The organism is Pseudomonas sp. URMO17WK12:I11, from assembly GCF_007677725.1.
Taxonomy (GTDB): Bacteria; Pseudomonadota; Gammaproteobacteria; order Pseudomonadales; family Pseudomonadaceae; genus Aquipseudomonas.
Genome location: NZ_VEDF01000003.1, coordinates 344,976 through 360,301 on the forward strand (window position 1 = coordinate 344,976; position 15,326 = coordinate 360,301).

The following is a 15,326-nucleotide window of genomic DNA, read 5'->3' on the forward strand; positions in this document are numbered from 1 at the left end:
CCGATAACACATATCTTGATAATTCAGTTAACAGATATTCTCGCTGCCCCTAAACTATCGCGCAACTGCGCGTCTTGCGCGCTGCGTTTTTTTCAGGAGCCCCATCGATGAGCAACATGAACCACGAACGTGTCCTCAGTGTGCATCACTGGAACGACACCCTGTTCAGCTTCAAGTGCACCCGCGACCCGGGCCTGCGCTTCGAGAACGGTCAGTTCGTGATGATCGGCCTGCAACAAGACAATGGCCGTCCGCTCATGCGCGCCTATTCCATCGCCTCGCCCAACTGGGAAGAGCACCTGGAGTTCTTCAGCATCAAGGTGCCGGATGGCCCGCTGACTTCGCAGCTGCAGCACTTGAAGGAAGGCGACGAGATCATCATCAGCAAAAAGCCTACCGGTACTCTGGTGCTCGATGACCTCAAACCCGGCAAGCACCTGTATCTGCTGAGCACCGGCACCGGCCTGGCACCGTTCATGAGTGTCATCCAGGACCCGGAGACCTACGAGCGTTTCGAAAAGGTGATCCTGGTTCACGGCGTGCGTTACGTCAATGAAGTCGCCTATCGCGAGTTCATCACCGAGCACCTGCCGCAAAACGAGTTCTTCGGTGAGTCGGTGCGTGACAAGCTGATCTACTACCCAACCGTGACCCGCGAGCCGTTCGAGAATCAGGGCCGTCTGACCGACCTGATGCGCAGTGGCAAGCTGTTCAGCGACATCGGCCTGCCGCCGATCAACCCCGAGGACGACCGCGCGATGATCTGCGGCAGCCCGAGCATGCTCGACGAAACCAGCGAAGTGCTCGACAGCTTCGGCCTGAAGGTGTCCCCGCGCATGCGCGAGCCAGGCGACTACCTGATCGAGCGTGCTTTCGTCGAAAAGTGATTCAGCAGGCAGCACAAACAAACGCGGACTCAGGTCCGCGTTTTTTTGTGGGTCATTCAAAGGGCTGGGTCGGCTCAGTCGGCCGCGACCACTTCGAGTACGCGAATCTGCTCGGGGTGCGGGTAGTGCCAGCGCACTTGCACGTCCCAGAGCTTCACCCCATACACCCGCTCTGCGGGCGGCACCTGATAAGCCGGGCGCGGATCCTGCGCCAGGCATTGCTCGATCAGCTCAACCAGTGGCTGCTGCAAGCGCAGCGCGTGTTCGCGGGCCTGGGGCAGGGCGCTGTCGCTCCAGTGCACGGCGATCGCTGGCGGCGCAGCGCTGGCCATGGTGTTGGTCGCTTCGCTGAGGCTATCGGCGTAGGGCACGTAGGGCTTGATATCCAGCACTGGCGTACCGTCAAGCAGATCCACCCCTGACAGCAGCAAACGCCCGGCTTCAACGCCCTCCAGCCGCACGACCGACTGACCAATCCCGTTCGGGCGATGGGTGGCGCGGGTGGCGAATACTCCCATGCTCTTGTTACCGCCCAGGCGCGGCGGGCGGACCTTCAAGCGTGGCTTGTCCTCAAGGGCCTGATGGAACAGAAACAGCAGCCAGACGTGGCTGACCTGCTCCAGGCCCGCTACGGCATCGCCTTGATCGAACGGCGGCAGCAGCTCCAGCACGGCCCGCGCTGCCGGCGCCAGCTGAGGCTGGCGCGGAATGGCGAACTTTTCCTTGAAGCAGGAGCGGACGATGCCGACCGGTGTCACCGTATGCTGCATGCTGGCTCAGCCACGCACGCGCAGGGTCAGGCCCTTGAGGAAATTGCGCAGCAACTGGTCGCCGCAGGGCCGGTAGTTGTCGTGCCCGACTTTGCGGAACAACGCGCTGAGCTCCGGCTTGGACACCGGGAAGTTGACCGACTTGAGAATGGCATGCAGGTCTTCTTCCTTGAGTTCGAAGGCTACCCGCAGCTTTTTCAGGATGGTGTTGTTGGTCACCGGCAGCTCGACCGGCTGTGCCGGGCGGCTGTCATCCTTGCCGCGACGCAGCGTCACCAGGCCATCGAGAAAATGCGCCATGACCCGCTCGGGGCAGCGCACGAAGCCTGCCTCGTCTTCTTTCTTCAGGTACGTGGCAAGCACGATGGGGTTAACCTCGAGGCCGGACAGCGCAATGATCTCTGCCATCTTGGCGTCGTTCACCTTGAGCATGTAGCGCAGGCTGCGCAGGACATCGTTGTGGTTCATTGCTGCAAAAATCCTGTTTGTGAGCCACGCCAGGGCGTGGCGCATTGCTTAGAAACGTTCTGTGGCGGCGACGTAGCGCCAGTGCCCGACCGGCAGCTTGCCCATCGACACGCCTCCCAGGCGAATACGGCGCATACCCAGCACCTCCAGGCGCAGGTAGGCGCACAGCTCGCTGAGCTGGCCAGGCTGGGGGTTTTTCACGACCATGCGCAGGTGGGTTTCGTTCTGCCAACTGGCCTTGGCCTTGGGCAGCTCGCGGTCGTTGCGGGTGGCACCACGGGCCAGGCGTTCAAGGGCTTGCGGGGTGGTTTCGCCGCGCACTTCGATGATGTATTCCTGCTCCATGCGGCGCAGGTCGGCGTCGATCTTGCGGGTCACCCGCCAGTCCTGGGTGAACACCTGCAAGCCGCTGGCGCCGCGCTCCAGCGGTGCCAGGCAGGTCAGCCGGGCAAAGTGCCCGTGCAGTGGCCTTACGCCTTCGCGATGGGCATCACTGAGATTGCCCATGTTGAGACTGGCACGTGCGCTTTCACTGTCGCTGCCAGCTGGCTGATGCATCAGCAAGGTGACCGGCTCCAGCGCTTCGGCACGAGCGCCGGGCAGCAATTCGACGCGCTGCTGCTCGACTTTGAACTGCGGTTGCTCGACCACCACGCCATCGACCGTGACCCAACCCCCCTCGATGTACAGCTCGGCATCACGGCGGGAACAGCCAAGCTGTTCGATGAGGCGTTTGGACAGGCGGATGGGTTCGGACATGGGGCACTTCGCGGGGCAGGTAAAGAGGTGCATTGTACCTGCCTGGGCAGGGTTGATGAGCGCAATCTGTGGCAAACGCGTCATTTTCGCTGCCGGTCGTTACCGATCAGTGATAGGGCGGGGTGTCGTGTCGCGCGCGCTCAACGGCGCAACTACCGCTCAGAGCAATAAAAAAAGCCCTGCAAGTGAGCAGGGCTTATCGTCGTTCGAGCGCTTAGAGCGGCTCGGCCCACATGTCGTATTCGTCGGCATCAACGATGCGGCAGCGCACCTTGTCGCCTGGCTTGAAGCCATGATTGCCGTCGATGAACACGCTACCGTCGATTTCCGGGGCATCGAAGAAGCTGCGGCCCACCGAACCCTGCTCTTCGACTTCGTCGATCAGTACTTCGATTTCCTTGCCGATACGCTGTTGCAGACGCGCGGCGCTGATCGCCTGCTGGTGCGCCATGAAGCGGTCCCAGCGCGCCTGCTTGACGTCGTCTGGCACCTCATCGAGGCCCAGCTCGTTGGCGGGGGCGCCTTCGACCGGCGAGTACTGGAAGCAGCCAACGCGGTCGAGCTGGGCTTCGGTGAGCCAGTCGAGCAGGTACTGGAAGTCTTCCTCGGTTTCGCCGGGGAAACCGACGATGAACGTCGAGCGGATCACCAGCTCAGGGCACTGCTCGCGCCACTGCTTGATGCGCGCCAGGGTACGGTCTTCGAACGCCGGGCGTTTCATCGACTTGAGCACCTTGGGGCTGGCGTGCTGGAACGGAATGTCCAGGTATGGCAGGAGCTTGCCGGCCGCCATCAGTGGGATCACGTCGTCGACGTTAGGGTAGGGGTACACATAATGCAGGCGCACCCATGCGCCCAGGCTGCTCAAGGCTTCGCACAACTCGAGCATGCGCGTCTTGACCGGCCGCCCGTTCCAGAAGTCGGTCTTGTACTTGACGTCGACGCCATAGGCGCTGGTGTCCTGGGAGATCACCAGGATCTCCTTGACGCCCGCCTTGACCAGGCGCTCGGCCTCGCTCAGCACCTCGCCGACCGGACGGCTGACCAGCTTGCCGCGCATCGATGGGATGATGCAGAAGCTGCAGCTATGATTGCAGCCTTCGGAAATTTTCAGGTAGGCGTAGTGGCGCGGCGTCAGCTTGACGCCCTGGGGCGGTACCAGGTCGATGAGCGGGTTGTGGTCCTGACGCGGTGGCACCACTTCGTGCACGGCGTTGACCACCTGCTCGTACTGCTGCGGGCCGGTGACCGACAGCACGCTTGGGTGCACATCGCGGATGCTGCCTTCTTCGACACCCATGCAGCCGGTGACGATGACCTTGCCGTTTTCCTTGATCGCCTCACCGATCACTTCCAACGATTCGGCCTTGGCGCTGTCGATGAAACCGCAGGTGTTGACCACCACGACATCGGCATCCTCGTAGGTGGGCACGACTTCATAGCCTTCCATGCGCAGCTGGGTCAGGATGCGCTCGGAATCGACCAGGGCCTTGGGGCAGCCCAGGCTGACGAAACCAACCTTGGGGATGGCGGGAGTGGTGGACATGACTAACCTCGGTATTGAATGCCGTTCGCCCGGCCGCTAACGGGGGCGATCTGACGGGCGCTTGGCGCGCCTCTGATCAAAAAGTGCGCAATTCTAGCGAGCGCAAGGTCGATTGACCAGCACAAAAGCGACGAACGCTGCGCTATGCTTCGCGCCATTGTGCCTGGGCTGCTGGAGGGCCCTGGCGCAGGCGTGAATTCTATTGGCCCCAGGGGCCGTTTGCAGGAGTGTTCGATGGTTCAGGCAAGCAGTCACGCCGAGGGCGGGCACACGAGCAAGCAGGGCGCATCGCGCTCGCTGGGCGTGCTGGTGGCGGCGGTCGGCGTGGTTTATGGCGATATCGGGACCAGCCCGCTGTATACCCTCAAGGAAGTCTTTTCCGGCGGCTATGGTGTGCCGGTCAACCATGATGGGGTGCTGGGCATCCTGTCGCTGATCCTCTGGTCGCTGTTGTGGGTCGTGTCGTTCAAGTACGTCATGTTCATCCTACGCGCCGACAACCAGGGCGAGGGTGGCACCATGGCGTTGACCGCACTGGCGCGGCGGGCTACGGCGGCGCACCCGAGGTTACGTACACTGATGGTGATCTGCGGGCTGATCGGCGCCTCGTTGTTCTACGGCGACAGCATGATCACCCCGGCAGTGTCGGTGCTCTCGGCGGTGGAAGGCATGGGTCTGGCGTTCGATGGCATCGACCACTGGGTGGTGCCGATTTCCCTAGTAGTCTTGGTGGCCTTGTTCCTGGTGCAGAAACACGGCACCGACAAGATCGGCAAGCTGTTCGGCCCGATCATGGTGTTGTGGTTCATCGCCCTGGCCGCGCTGGGGGTACACGGGATCGTGCAGAGCCCGGAAGTGCTCAAGGCGTTCAATCCAGGCTGGGCGGTGAATTTCTTCGTCGTCCATCCCGGCATGGGCGTTGCCATTCTCGGCGCTGTGGTGCTGGCGTTGACCGGTGCCGAGGCGCTGTACGCCGACATGGGCCACTTTGGCCGCAAACCGATTGCCCGCGCCTGGTTCGCCCTGGTGCTGCCGGCCTTGGTGCTCAACTATTTTGGTCAGGGCGCGTTGCTGCTGCAGAACCCCGAAGCGGCACGCAACCCGTTCTATCTGCTCGCACCAGCCTGGGCACTGTTGCCGATGGTGGGCCTGGCGACCATGGCCACGGTGATCGCCTCCCAGGCGGTGATCTCCGGCGCTTTCTCGCTGACACGGCAGGCCATCCAGCTCGGCTACATTCCGCGCATGCACATCCAGCACACCTCCAGTGACGAGCAGGGGCAGATCTACATCGGTGCGGTGAACTGGACGCTGATGATCGGTGTGGTGCTGCTGGTGATCGGTTTCGAATCCTCCGGCGCCCTGGCAGCGGCCTACGGCGTAGCGGTGACCGGGACCATGTTGATGACGACCATTCTGGTGGCGTCGGTGATGTTGCTGTTGTGGAAATGGCCACCGCTGCTGGCGGTGCCGATTCTGCTCGGGTTCCTGCTGGTCGACGGCCTGTTCTTCGCCGCCAACGTGCCCAAGATCGTCGAGGGCGGCGCCTTCCCGGTGCTGGCCGGTGGCGTGTTGTTCCTGCTGATGAGCACCTGGAAGCGTGGCAAGCAGATCCTGGTCGAGCGTATCGACGAGGGGGCGTTGCCGCTGCCGGTGTTCATCGCCAGCATCCGCGTGCAGCCGCCGCATCGCGTCGAGGGTACCGCGGTGTTTCTCACCGCGCGGGCTGACGCCGTGCCCCATGCGCTGCTGCACAACCTGTTGCACAACCAGGTCCTGCACAGCCAGGTGGTGTTGCTGACCGTGGTCAGCGAAGACCGTCCGCGGGTGCCGGAGCATGAACGCTTCGAGGTCGAGGCCTATGGCGATGGCTTCTTCCGCGTGCTGCTGCATTTCGGCTTCATGGATGAGCCGGACGTGCCGGCGGCGTTGCGCCTGTGCCATCTGGACCAGCTGGACTTCAGCCCGATGCGCACCACGTACTTCCTCAGCCGGGAAACGGTGATCGCCTCGCGCCTGGAAGGCATGTCACGCTGGCGCGGCAACCTGTTCGCGTTCCTGCTGAAGAATGCCAACGGTAACCTGCGCTTTTTCAATCTGCCGCTGAACAGGGTGATCGAATTGGGCACGCAGGTGGAAATCTAGCGATCGATGCCGGGGCTGCCTGACAGCCCCGGCAATCTGCACTTATTGCTGGGCCGCCACGCTGGACTTGCCTTGACGCGTCTCGATCTCATCGATCAGACGCTTGGCCAATGCCGGATAGTTTTCATCGAAGTGATGCCCGCCGGGCAACTTCATGCGCTCGCCCACCGCAGTTTGGGCGGTGCAGCCGCTCTCGTCGGCTTCCTCGACGCCATAGATGCACACCACTTTGGATGCTGGCAGCTTGGCCATCTCAGGCCCGGTCGGCGCCTCCTGGCCCTCTTTGCCCAGCCAGCCTTCGACCTCGATCTCGAAGCTGCCGCTGCGGGCGAACGCCAGCAACATCACGGCATCGATGCGCTGCTGGTCTTCAGCCGGCAGGCGGTTGTAGATCGCCGGCAAAACGTCGGCGCCGAACGAATAGCCGGTCAGCACGAAACGTTTGGTGCCCCATTTCTGCCGGTAGTGCTGCATCAGTTCCGACAGGTCTGCTGCGCTTTGCTCGGCTGACTTGTGTTGCCAGTAATAACGCAGGGTATCGATGCCCACCACGGGGTAGCCGAGCTTGGCCATCTCGCCGGCCACGTCACGGTCCAGGTCACGCCAGCCGCCGTCACCGGAGAGAAACAGGGTAACGGTGTCGGTAGTCTGCCCGGCGGGCACCTCCACCACGGGAATGGCCAGGGCATTGCCGTCATGGCCAACCAGGGCCTGGGTCAGTTGCGCCTTGAGCACCTGCGGCAGGTGAATGTCATAGTCGCTGATGCTGGTTTCGGCGTTGCCCTGATCGCGTACGAACGCCGCGCTGGCATCGTCAGGGTTGTCGTTCCAGGCGACGTTCCAGTGGCCATGGGCGGCGGACTTGGGCAGGGCATCGCCGCAGCCGGGCTGTTCCACGCTGAAGCCCACCGAGATTGCGCGTGCCTTGTCATTGGTTTGGCCCGCCAGCCAGCGCCAAGCCTGGGCGGCACCTGGCCCGATGCCTGCGACCACAGTGGGCGTGTCTGAGAGCTGGCTCAGGGCTTGGCTCATGGCCTGTCGCTGCTTGCCGCAGTCGCCAGGCGGCAGGATGACCTGCACCAATTGCGCCTCGCCGGCCTGGCTCAGGTCCAGCAGTTGTTTGGCGGTCAGAGCCTGATCTTCAGGGACGCCGATCGCCACCCGCGCCTTGGCATGGACGCCTGGGGTGACACGGGTCAGGTGGGTGGACTCAAGCGTCAGCTGCTCAAGGCGCGCCTGCGGCGCCGGGCGGGTCCACAGCCAGAAGGCACCAGCGCCGGCCAAGGCGACGAAAAGCAGGGGAATCAACACATACAGCCAATAGCGTCGGATCATCAACGTTTCACCAATCCAGTCAAGCCGCCTGCAATCAGGGCGGCGGTATCAGCCAGTGCCACCAGCGGGTCGAGCCCGGCCGGCACGGCCATGTAGCGAGGTTCCCAGTCTGGCTGGAACTTGTCCTTGAAACGGCGCAGACCCTGGAAGTTGTAGAGCTGCTCACCGCGGCGGAACACCATCGAGCCCAGGCGCTGGGTCAAGGGCGCGCCGCGCCGTGGCTGCAGGCCGGAAAGCGGCACCATGCCCAGGCTGAAGCGCCCGTAGTCATGGCTTTTGTAGTGCAGGATCAAACCCACCATCAGGTACTCCATGGTCAGTTTCGGTGCCTCTGGGTGCGCGCGCATCAGGTCGAGGCTGGCCAATTCGTTGCCATGGGTTTCCAGCAGGTTGGCAAAGGCCACCGGCCGGCCCTGGAAGCGGATCAGGGCAATGCGAAAATGCTGCAGGTACTCAGGGCTGAAGCGGCCCAGCGAGAAGCCTTTTTCGCGCACGTTCTTGCCGCCGAGCCAGGCATCGGAAATGCCCTTGAGCTCGGCCAGTGGCGCTTGGCCGGGTTCGTGGATCTCCAGGCTCAGGCCGTCGCGACCGCCGCGGTTCCAGGTGTAGCGCAGGTCCTTCATCTCTTTGCCTTTGGCCTCGATGTCGAAGCGCCGCAGGTCGACCCGCGCTTCCTCGCCAAGCTTGAGCGCGGTCAGGCCGATGTCCATGTAGAACGGCAGGTTCTCCGCACGCACCTGGTAAAAAACCGGGCGCGCGTGATGCAAGTCGCACAGGTCGCGGAACTGCCAGATCATCTCGGCGCGTTCCTGGGCCGGGCCGATCGGATCGTACAAGGCCACCAGGCTGCGACCACGGCGGGCGTACATCAGGAAGGCATTGCCGTTGGGGTGGAACAGCAGCGCCTTGTCCCCGGTCAGGGCCAGGCCGCCGTCGGGTTGGTCGGACGCCAGCAGGATACGGTGGGCCTGTTGCAGCTCCTGTTCATCCGGCAGGTGAATGACCGGGCGTGCGGTACGCAGCAGCCAGGTCAGCGCTACGATCACCAGCAGCACCGCGCTGCCCATGGCGGCGCGCAAGCCGCGTGGTGCGTCAGCATCGAGGGTGAACTGCCACCACAGTTGGTGGCTGTACGGAACGTCCTGGTAGGCGAACAGCAGCAGCCACACCGAGGCGCCAAGCACGCAGGCGCTGGCCACCAGGTACACCGGGGAGAACGGCAGTTCGAGCAGCCGGCTCGGTCGGTAGAACGAGCGGCGGAACACGGCCAGCAGCGCGGCGGTGAAGGTCAACAGGCAGGCCTCTTCCCAGTCGAAGCCTTTGAGCAGCGACAGCAGCGCGCCGACCAGCAGCAGCACCGTGGTCAGGAGCCACGCCGCCGACAGGCGCCGGCGCAGGCCCTGGGCCAACAGCAGGCACAGTACGCCGATCAGGCTGGCGCCAAAGTGCGAGGCATCGATCAGTCGGTGTGGAACCAGAAAGCCCATGTGTTCCAGGCGCGTATCGATCTCCGGGGTGGCACCGGAAAACAGCAGCACCACACCAGAGAGAAACACCAGGATGGCCAGGATCGGTGCAGCCAGCCCCGAAGCGGCCCTGATGGCGTGTTGCGCGAACAGCAGTCGCTTGGCTTCATTGGCCAGCAGCAGCACACAGGCTACCAACAAAGGCAGCACGACGTAGATCAATCGATACAGCAGCAGCGCCGCGGCCAGCGGAGCGGCGCCCAGCTGATCGGCGAACGCGGCCAGCAAGATCGCTTCGAACACGCCAACGCCGCCGGGCACGTGGCTCAGTACCCCGGCAGCCAGGGCCAGCAGGTAGACCAGCACGAAGGCGCCGAAGGGTGGGGCTTGCGGCAGCAGCAGGTAAAGCACGGTGGCGGCTGCGGCAACGTCCAGCGCCGTGATGAGCAGTTGCAGGGCCGCGAGGCGGCCTTTAGGCAGGCGCAGGGTGCGTCGCCCCAGTTGCACCAGCAAGCTGTCGGCCAACGGTTGCTCGGCCAGGCGCCGGCGATACAGCCCGATCACCAGCATCGCGGTCACCAGCAGGACACCGACGGCGATCGCGGCCAGCAACGAGGGGGGCAGGCGCAGTGCAGTGGCCGCTGCCGGCAGGTTGCTCAAGGTGGCCACAGCCGCCAGCGGTGGCAACGCGCAGCCCAGGGACAGGCTGGCGAACACGGTCATGCGCGCGACTTCGCTGGCCCCTATCCCCTGGCGGGCGTATAGACGATAACGCACTGAGCCCCCGGACAGCATCGACAAGCCGATCGCATTGCCAATGGCAAAGGCACTGAAGCCGCCCATGATCAAGGTGCGGGCCGGCAGTTTGACGGAGGCGTAACGGCTGGCAGACCACTCGTAGCCCAGCAAGATGACGAACCCGAGTACCGTGGCCATTACTGCACCAAGCAGTGACTGCGCCGGGACTTCCAGCATGGCATCGTGCAGGGCGTAGATGTCCAGTTCGCTCAGCAAGTGCCGGCAGGCGATCAGCGCCAGGGTAAACAGCAACAGCGTCACGGCCAGCCCGATGGGCTGACGGTAACGGCTGATGCGTTCCAGCCAAGGCAGGCGTTGGGCAGCAGCGGGCAGCGCCGAAGCTAGCGGCGGTTGGGGTTCTGGAGTCTGGGAAGTCATGAGTTACCTCGTGTCAGGTGCGCGAGGAAGGGGAGAGCGGCGGCCAAGTGGAAGTCCCTTTGATAAACATATCCAGATATTACTCCGGGCAACATGACTTGCAGTCGTCCGAGAGGGTTAAAGATAGTTCATCCTTGAGGCGGCGGCTCAAGCAGGGAAGGTTGCAGGTTTTCAGATGCTTGAATGCAACAAACCCCGCGCTGCTGTTACACAGGCGGGGTTCGTTCTGACGAATATGGTTGCGGGAGCCGGATTTGAACCGACGACCTTCGGGTTATGAGCCCGACGAGCTACCAGGCTGCTCCATCCCGCGTCAGTGGGGCGCATTCTACAGCCATGCGGCGCGTTGTCAATCATTAACCGTTGATTTGCAAAGTTTTACGACAGCGGCGTATAGGCACGTAAAAACAACAAACCCCGCGCTGCTGTTACACAGGCGGGGTTCATTCTGACGAATATGGTTGCGGGAGCCGGATTTGAACCGACGACCTTCGGGTTATGAGCCCGACGAGCTACCAGGCTGCTCCATCCCGCGTCAGTGGGGCGCATTCTACAGCTATAGGGCGATGTGTCAAACGCTAATCCTTGATTTAGCGAAAGTTTTTGCGATTGGCTGTTTTTTGAACGCACAAAGAAAAAGGCCACTGCGTGAACAGTGGCCTTTTCTCGAATCTGGTTGCGGGAGCCGGATTTGAACCGACGACCTTCGGGTTATGAGCCCGACGAGCTACCAGGCTGCTCCATCCCGCGCCTGTGAGATCGAATTCTACGGATTTCTGTACAGGTGTCAAGTACTTATCTACGAAAAGCCCTGACGGTTCAACTGCTTAGCACGGGTGATGGAGCTGTGGGCCAGGGGCGGCGGGGGTTACAGGCCGATTATCAGCGCGGGCTGTAATCGGTGAAGCCGTATGCGCTAATATCTGTATGAATTTACAGTACTGACGGTCGTCCATGTCCTTGCGCAAAATCATCCACATTGACTGTGACTGCTTTTACGCCGCCATCGAGATGCGCGATGACCCGCGCCTGGCTGGGCGCCCCATGGCTGTCGGTGGGTCAGCGGACCGTCGTGGGGTCATCGCTACCTGTAATTATGAAGCGCGCGCTTACGGGGTGCGCTCGGCCATGTCGTCACGCCACGCGCTGAAGCTGTGCCCCGACCTTGAGATCGTCAAGCCGCGCTTCGAAGCCTACCGCGAAGCCTCACGCGACATTCACGCGATTTTTCGCGACTACACCGAATTGATCGAGCCGCTGTCGCTGGATGAGGCTTATCTGGATGTCAGCGACAGCCAATGGCACGGCGGCAGTGCGACCCGCATCGCTGAAGATATTCGTCGACGGGTCGCGCGCACCCTGCATATCACCGTCTCGGCCGGCGTGGCGCCGAACAAGTTCCTAGCCAAGATCGCCAGCGATTGGCGCAAGCCCAACGGCATCTTCGTGATCACCCCTGATCAGGTCGAGGCCTTCGTGGCGGCGCTGCCCGTGGCCAAGCTGCATGGTGTCGGCAAGGTCACTGCCGAGAAGCTCAACCGCCTGGGTATCGACACCTGCCTGGACCTGCGCGAATGGTCGCGGCTGGCCCTGGCGCGCGAGTTCGGCACTTTTGGTGAGCGCCTCTGGGGGTTGGCGCGCGGCATCGACGACCGTGCGGTGCACAACGATAGCCGCAGGCAATCGGTCAGTGTCGAAAATACCTACGACAACGACTTGCCGGATCTGGCCAGCTGCCTTGAGCGCTTGCCCGAGCTGCTGCAGAGCCTGAACACCCGCATCGAACGAATGGACAGCAGCTACAGGCCAGACAAACCGTTCGTCAAGGTCAAGTTCCATGATTTCAGCCAGACCACCCTGGAACAGGCCGGGGCAGGCCGCGACCTGGAAAGCTACCGACAGTTGCTGCGCCAGGCCTTTGCCCGGGGTGGCAAACCGGTGCGTCTGCTGGGCGTCGGGGTAAGGCTGCGCGACCTGCGCGGCGCCCATGAACAGCTGGAGTTGTTTCCCGGGCCATGAAAAAAGGGCCGTGAACGGCCCTTGCATGACGGCATTGCGCGATCGCTATTGCGCGCCTGGATCGGCGACCAGTCGGCCGGTGGCCTTGGTCAATGCGCGCAGGAAGTCCTCTTGCAGCTCTGGATCGTTGCGGGTCAGTTCGATCAAGCTCTGCTCCATCTCACTGGCTTCCTCTTCCAGGCCCAGCTCGGACAAGCGCTTGACCCGGTGCACCCACTGACCGACGTCGTCATCTTCGAGGTCATCGAAGATCAGCTCATGGGCCTCGCGCAACTTGTTGCGCAAGGTTGCACTGACCAGCAGGCTGGCATCGCCGCGCACACCATAGTCTTCATCGACCACCTGCAAGTGCAGGGTGCCGACGTTGTTCAAGTGCTGCTCAGAGAACGGGCTGTCCAGCAGGTTCAGGCGCAATACACCGTTCCTGTCAGTAGTCAGTTCATGGGTTTTCTTGCCCGCTTTGACTTCGACCAGGCGCTCGCTCCAGGGCATGCTGGTGAAGTCCTCGCGCTGGTCTTTCTGGACCTCACTGATACTTGCCAGGTTCTGCTGGGCACGGCCGTTCGACGCCGCATTCATGAACGGGTTCAGGCCATCAATGCCATAGCTGAGCCAGTCGTGGGTCACGCTCGGGGGCAGATTGCCCAGGGCGAAGACGTTGACCACGTTGGCGCCGATGCCGGCCACCACGGCGATCGCACCCAGCGGTATCTCGTAGATTTCCCGCCAGGGCTGGTAGGGCGTATAGCGGTCGTAGCTGCGGGTGACCTCGTACTCGGTGACTTCGAAGCGCTTCTGCTCATGGATGCGCACACGCCGTTGCGGAAGCTCCATCACCTTCGGCTCGCCGACATCGATCTGCAGGGTATGCTCGAGCAGTTTGCGCTCGACGCGCTCTTCATGGTCGCTGCGCTGGGACATCTGGTTGGCGCAACCGCTGACGAGCAGGACGCCGCTCAACGCGGCGCCCCCCAGGGTAAAGGTACTTCGCTTGGACATGATCACTCGTGCATTGTTTATCAGCGGCGAACGCGCGCCTGCAGGAAGGTCAGCACCTCGTTGAGCGGCAGCGGCTGGGCGTCCTGCTCGGTGCGGTGCTTGTACTCCAGGTTGCCATCGGCCAGGCCGCGGTCGCTGACGACGATGCGGTGCGGAATGCCGATCAGTTCCATGTCGGCAAATTTGATGCCGGGGCTGGTCTTCTTGTCGCGGTCATCGAGCAGCACCTCGAAGCCGGCTGCGGTCAATTCGGCGTACAGCTTGTCGGTCGCCTCGCGAACCACCTCGGTTTCGTAGCGCAGCGGTACCAGGGCGATCTGGAAGGGTGCCAGGGCATCGTTCCAGATGATGCCCTTGTCGTCGTAGCTCTGCTCGATGGCGGCAGCCACCACGCGCGACACGCCAATCCCGTAACAGCCCATCGACAACACCACTGGCTTGCCGTTTTCGCCCAGCACCTGGCACTTGAGCGCTTCGCTGTACTTGGTGCCGAGCTGGAAGATGTGACCTACCTCGATACCGCGCTTGATGACCAGGGTGCCCTGGCCGTCCGGGCTTGGATCGCCCTCGACGACATTGCGCAGGTCGGCCACCTGTGGCACGGGCAGGTCACGCTCCCAGTTGACGCCAAAGTAGTGCTTGTCGTCGATGTTGGCGCCGATGCCGAAGTCGCTCATCAGGGCGACCGAGCGGTCGATGACGATTTCCAAAGGCAGGTTCAGTGGGCCAAGAGAGCCGGCGCCAGCGCCGATGGCGTCGCGCAGTTCGGCATCGGTGGCCATGACCAGCGGGTCAGCCACCTGTTCCAGCTTGGCAGCCTTGATTTCGTTGAGCTCGTGGTCGCCGCGCACGATCAGGGCAATCAGCTTGCCCTCTTCGGCACCGCGCACGATCAGGGTCTTGACAGTCTTTTCGATCGGCAGGCCGTGGTTTTCGACGAGCTGGGCGATGGTCTTGGCCTGCGGGGTATCGACCAAACGCAGCTCTTCGGTCGGGGCAGGGCGCACGGTTTCACGCGGTACGGCTTCGGCCTTTTCGATATTGGCGGCGTAATCGGAGCTGTCGCTGAAGATGACGTCGTCTTCGCCCGACTCGGCCAAGACGTGGAATTCGTGGGAATAGCTGCCACCGATGGAGCCGGTGTCGGCTTGCACAGGGCGGAAGTCCAGGCCCAGGCGGGTGAAGATGTTGGTGTATGCCTGGTGCATGCGGTCGTAGGTTTCCTGCAGCGAACCCTGGTCGGCATGGAACGAGTAGGCGTCCTTCATGATGAATTCGCGGCCGCGCATCAAGCCGAAGCGTGGACGGATCTCGTCACGGAATTTGGTCTGGATCTGGTACATGTTGAGCGGCAGCTGTTTATAGCTGGACAGCTCGTTGCGCGCCAGGTCGGTGATGACCTCTTCGTGGGTCGGGCCGACGCAGAAGTCGCGCTGGTGGCGGTCCTTGAGGCGCAGCAGCTCCGGACCGTATTGCTCCCAACGGCCAGATTCCTGCCACAGCTCGGCCGGCTGGATGCTTGGCATCAGCACTTCCAGGGCGCCGGCAGCGTTCATTTCCTCGCGCACAACGTTTTCGACCTTGCGCATCACTCGCAGGCCCATCGGCAGCCAGGTGTACAAGCCGGAGGCCAGCTTGCGGATCATGCCGGCCCGCAGCATGAGCTGATGGCTGATGACCACTGCATCGGCAGGGGTTTCTTTCTGAGTGGCGAGCAAATATTGACTGGTGCGCATGGTTAGCCGTGTCGATTGCC

Annotated in this window: 11 protein-coding genes and 3 tRNA genes; 3 read left to right on the forward strand and 11 right to left on the reverse strand. The window is 62.7% G+C overall.

The genetic code is table 11. The features are described 5' to 3' along the window. The first annotated feature begins 107 nt into the window (after positions 1-107). Positions 108-887: a ferredoxin-NADP reductase gene (gene fpr / locus FS665_RS07845; protein ID WP_079229370.1), complete on the forward strand. Its 780-nt coding sequence runs from the start codon at positions 108-110 to the stop codon at positions 885-887. 74 nt (positions 888-961) lie between these two features. Here the strand turns inward: fpr and tsaA are convergent, their stop codons facing one another. The 4 genes from tsaA to rimO form a co-directional block, all read right to left on the reverse strand. Then, a complete protein-coding gene (gene tsaA, locus FS665_RS07850; RefSeq protein ID WP_145185882.1) occupies positions 962-1,657 on the reverse strand; it encodes a tRNA (N6-threonylcarbamoyladenosine(37)-N6)-methyltransferase TrmO in 696 nt (231 codons plus the stop codon). 6 nt (positions 1,658-1,663) lie between these two features. After that, the gene (locus FS665_RS07855) at positions 1,664-2,125 is read right to left on the reverse strand and encodes a DUF1456 family protein (protein ID WP_145185885.1); all 462 of its coding nucleotides are present in this window, start codon (positions 2,123-2,125) and stop codon (positions 1,664-1,666) included. A gap of 48 nt (positions 2,126-2,173) precedes the next feature. After that, entirely contained in the window at positions 2,174-2,884 is a 711-nt protein-coding gene (locus tag FS665_RS07860; protein ID WP_145185888.1) for an rRNA pseudouridine synthase, read from the reverse strand. 214 nt (positions 2,885-3,098) lie between these two features. Beyond that, positions 3,099-4,430: a 30S ribosomal protein S12 methylthiotransferase RimO gene (gene rimO, locus FS665_RS07865; protein ID WP_145185892.1), complete on the reverse strand. Its 1,332-nt coding sequence runs from the start codon at positions 4,428-4,430 to the stop codon at positions 3,099-3,101. 234 nt (positions 4,431-4,664) lie between these two features. Between rimO and FS665_RS07870 the strand changes: the two genes are divergently transcribed. Then, positions 4,665-6,575 carry a potassium transporter Kup gene (locus tag FS665_RS07870; RefSeq protein ID WP_145185895.1) on the forward strand — a complete coding sequence of 637 codons (1,911 nt, stop codon included), beginning with the start codon at positions 4,665-4,667 and terminating at the stop codon, positions 6,573-6,575. 42 nt (positions 6,576-6,617) lie between these two features. On the opposite strand, the gene FS665_RS07875 is transcribed toward FS665_RS07870, so the two are convergent. The 5 genes from FS665_RS07875 to FS665_RS07895 form a co-directional block, all read right to left on the reverse strand. After that, on the reverse strand, positions 6,618-7,910 hold the full coding sequence (locus FS665_RS07875; protein WP_145185898.1) for a virulence factor family protein: 1,293 nt from the start codon (positions 7,908-7,910) through the stop codon (positions 6,618-6,620). After that, positions 7,910-10,552: a bifunctional lysylphosphatidylglycerol flippase/synthetase MprF gene (gene mprF / locus FS665_RS07880; RefSeq protein WP_145185901.1), complete on the reverse strand. Its 2,643-nt coding sequence runs from the start codon at positions 10,550-10,552 to the stop codon at positions 7,910-7,912. The genes FS665_RS07875 and mprF overlap by 1 nt, the downstream gene beginning before the upstream one ends. Positions 10,553-10,788: 236 nt before the next feature. Then, positions 10,789-10,865, reverse strand: a tRNA-Met gene (locus FS665_RS07885). Between the two features lie 145 nt (positions 10,866-11,010). Beyond that, positions 11,011-11,087 (reverse strand) — tRNA-Met (locus FS665_RS07890). A gap of 138 nt (positions 11,088-11,225) precedes the next feature. Further along, positions 11,226-11,302: transfer RNA gene (locus FS665_RS07895), tRNA-Met, on the reverse strand. A 210-nt stretch (positions 11,303-11,512) separates the two neighbouring features. On the opposite strand from FS665_RS07895, the gene dinB reads away from it, so the two are divergent. Further along, entirely contained in the window at positions 11,513-12,571 is a 1,059-nt protein-coding gene (dinB, locus tag FS665_RS07900; RefSeq protein ID WP_178108311.1) for a DNA polymerase IV, read from the forward strand. A 45-nt stretch (positions 12,572-12,616) separates the two neighbouring features. Here dinB and FS665_RS07905 read toward each other — a convergent pair whose 3' ends face one another. Beyond that, positions 12,617-13,570: a hypothetical protein gene (locus FS665_RS07905; RefSeq protein WP_145185907.1), complete on the reverse strand. Its 954-nt coding sequence runs from the start codon at positions 13,568-13,570 to the stop codon at positions 12,617-12,619. Positions 13,571-13,590: 20 nt separating this feature from the next. Further along, on the reverse strand, positions 13,591-15,306 hold the full coding sequence (locus FS665_RS07910; protein WP_145185910.1) for a proline--tRNA ligase: 1,716 nt from the start codon (positions 15,304-15,306) through the stop codon (positions 13,591-13,593). Positions 15,307-15,326: the final 20 nt, after the last annotated feature.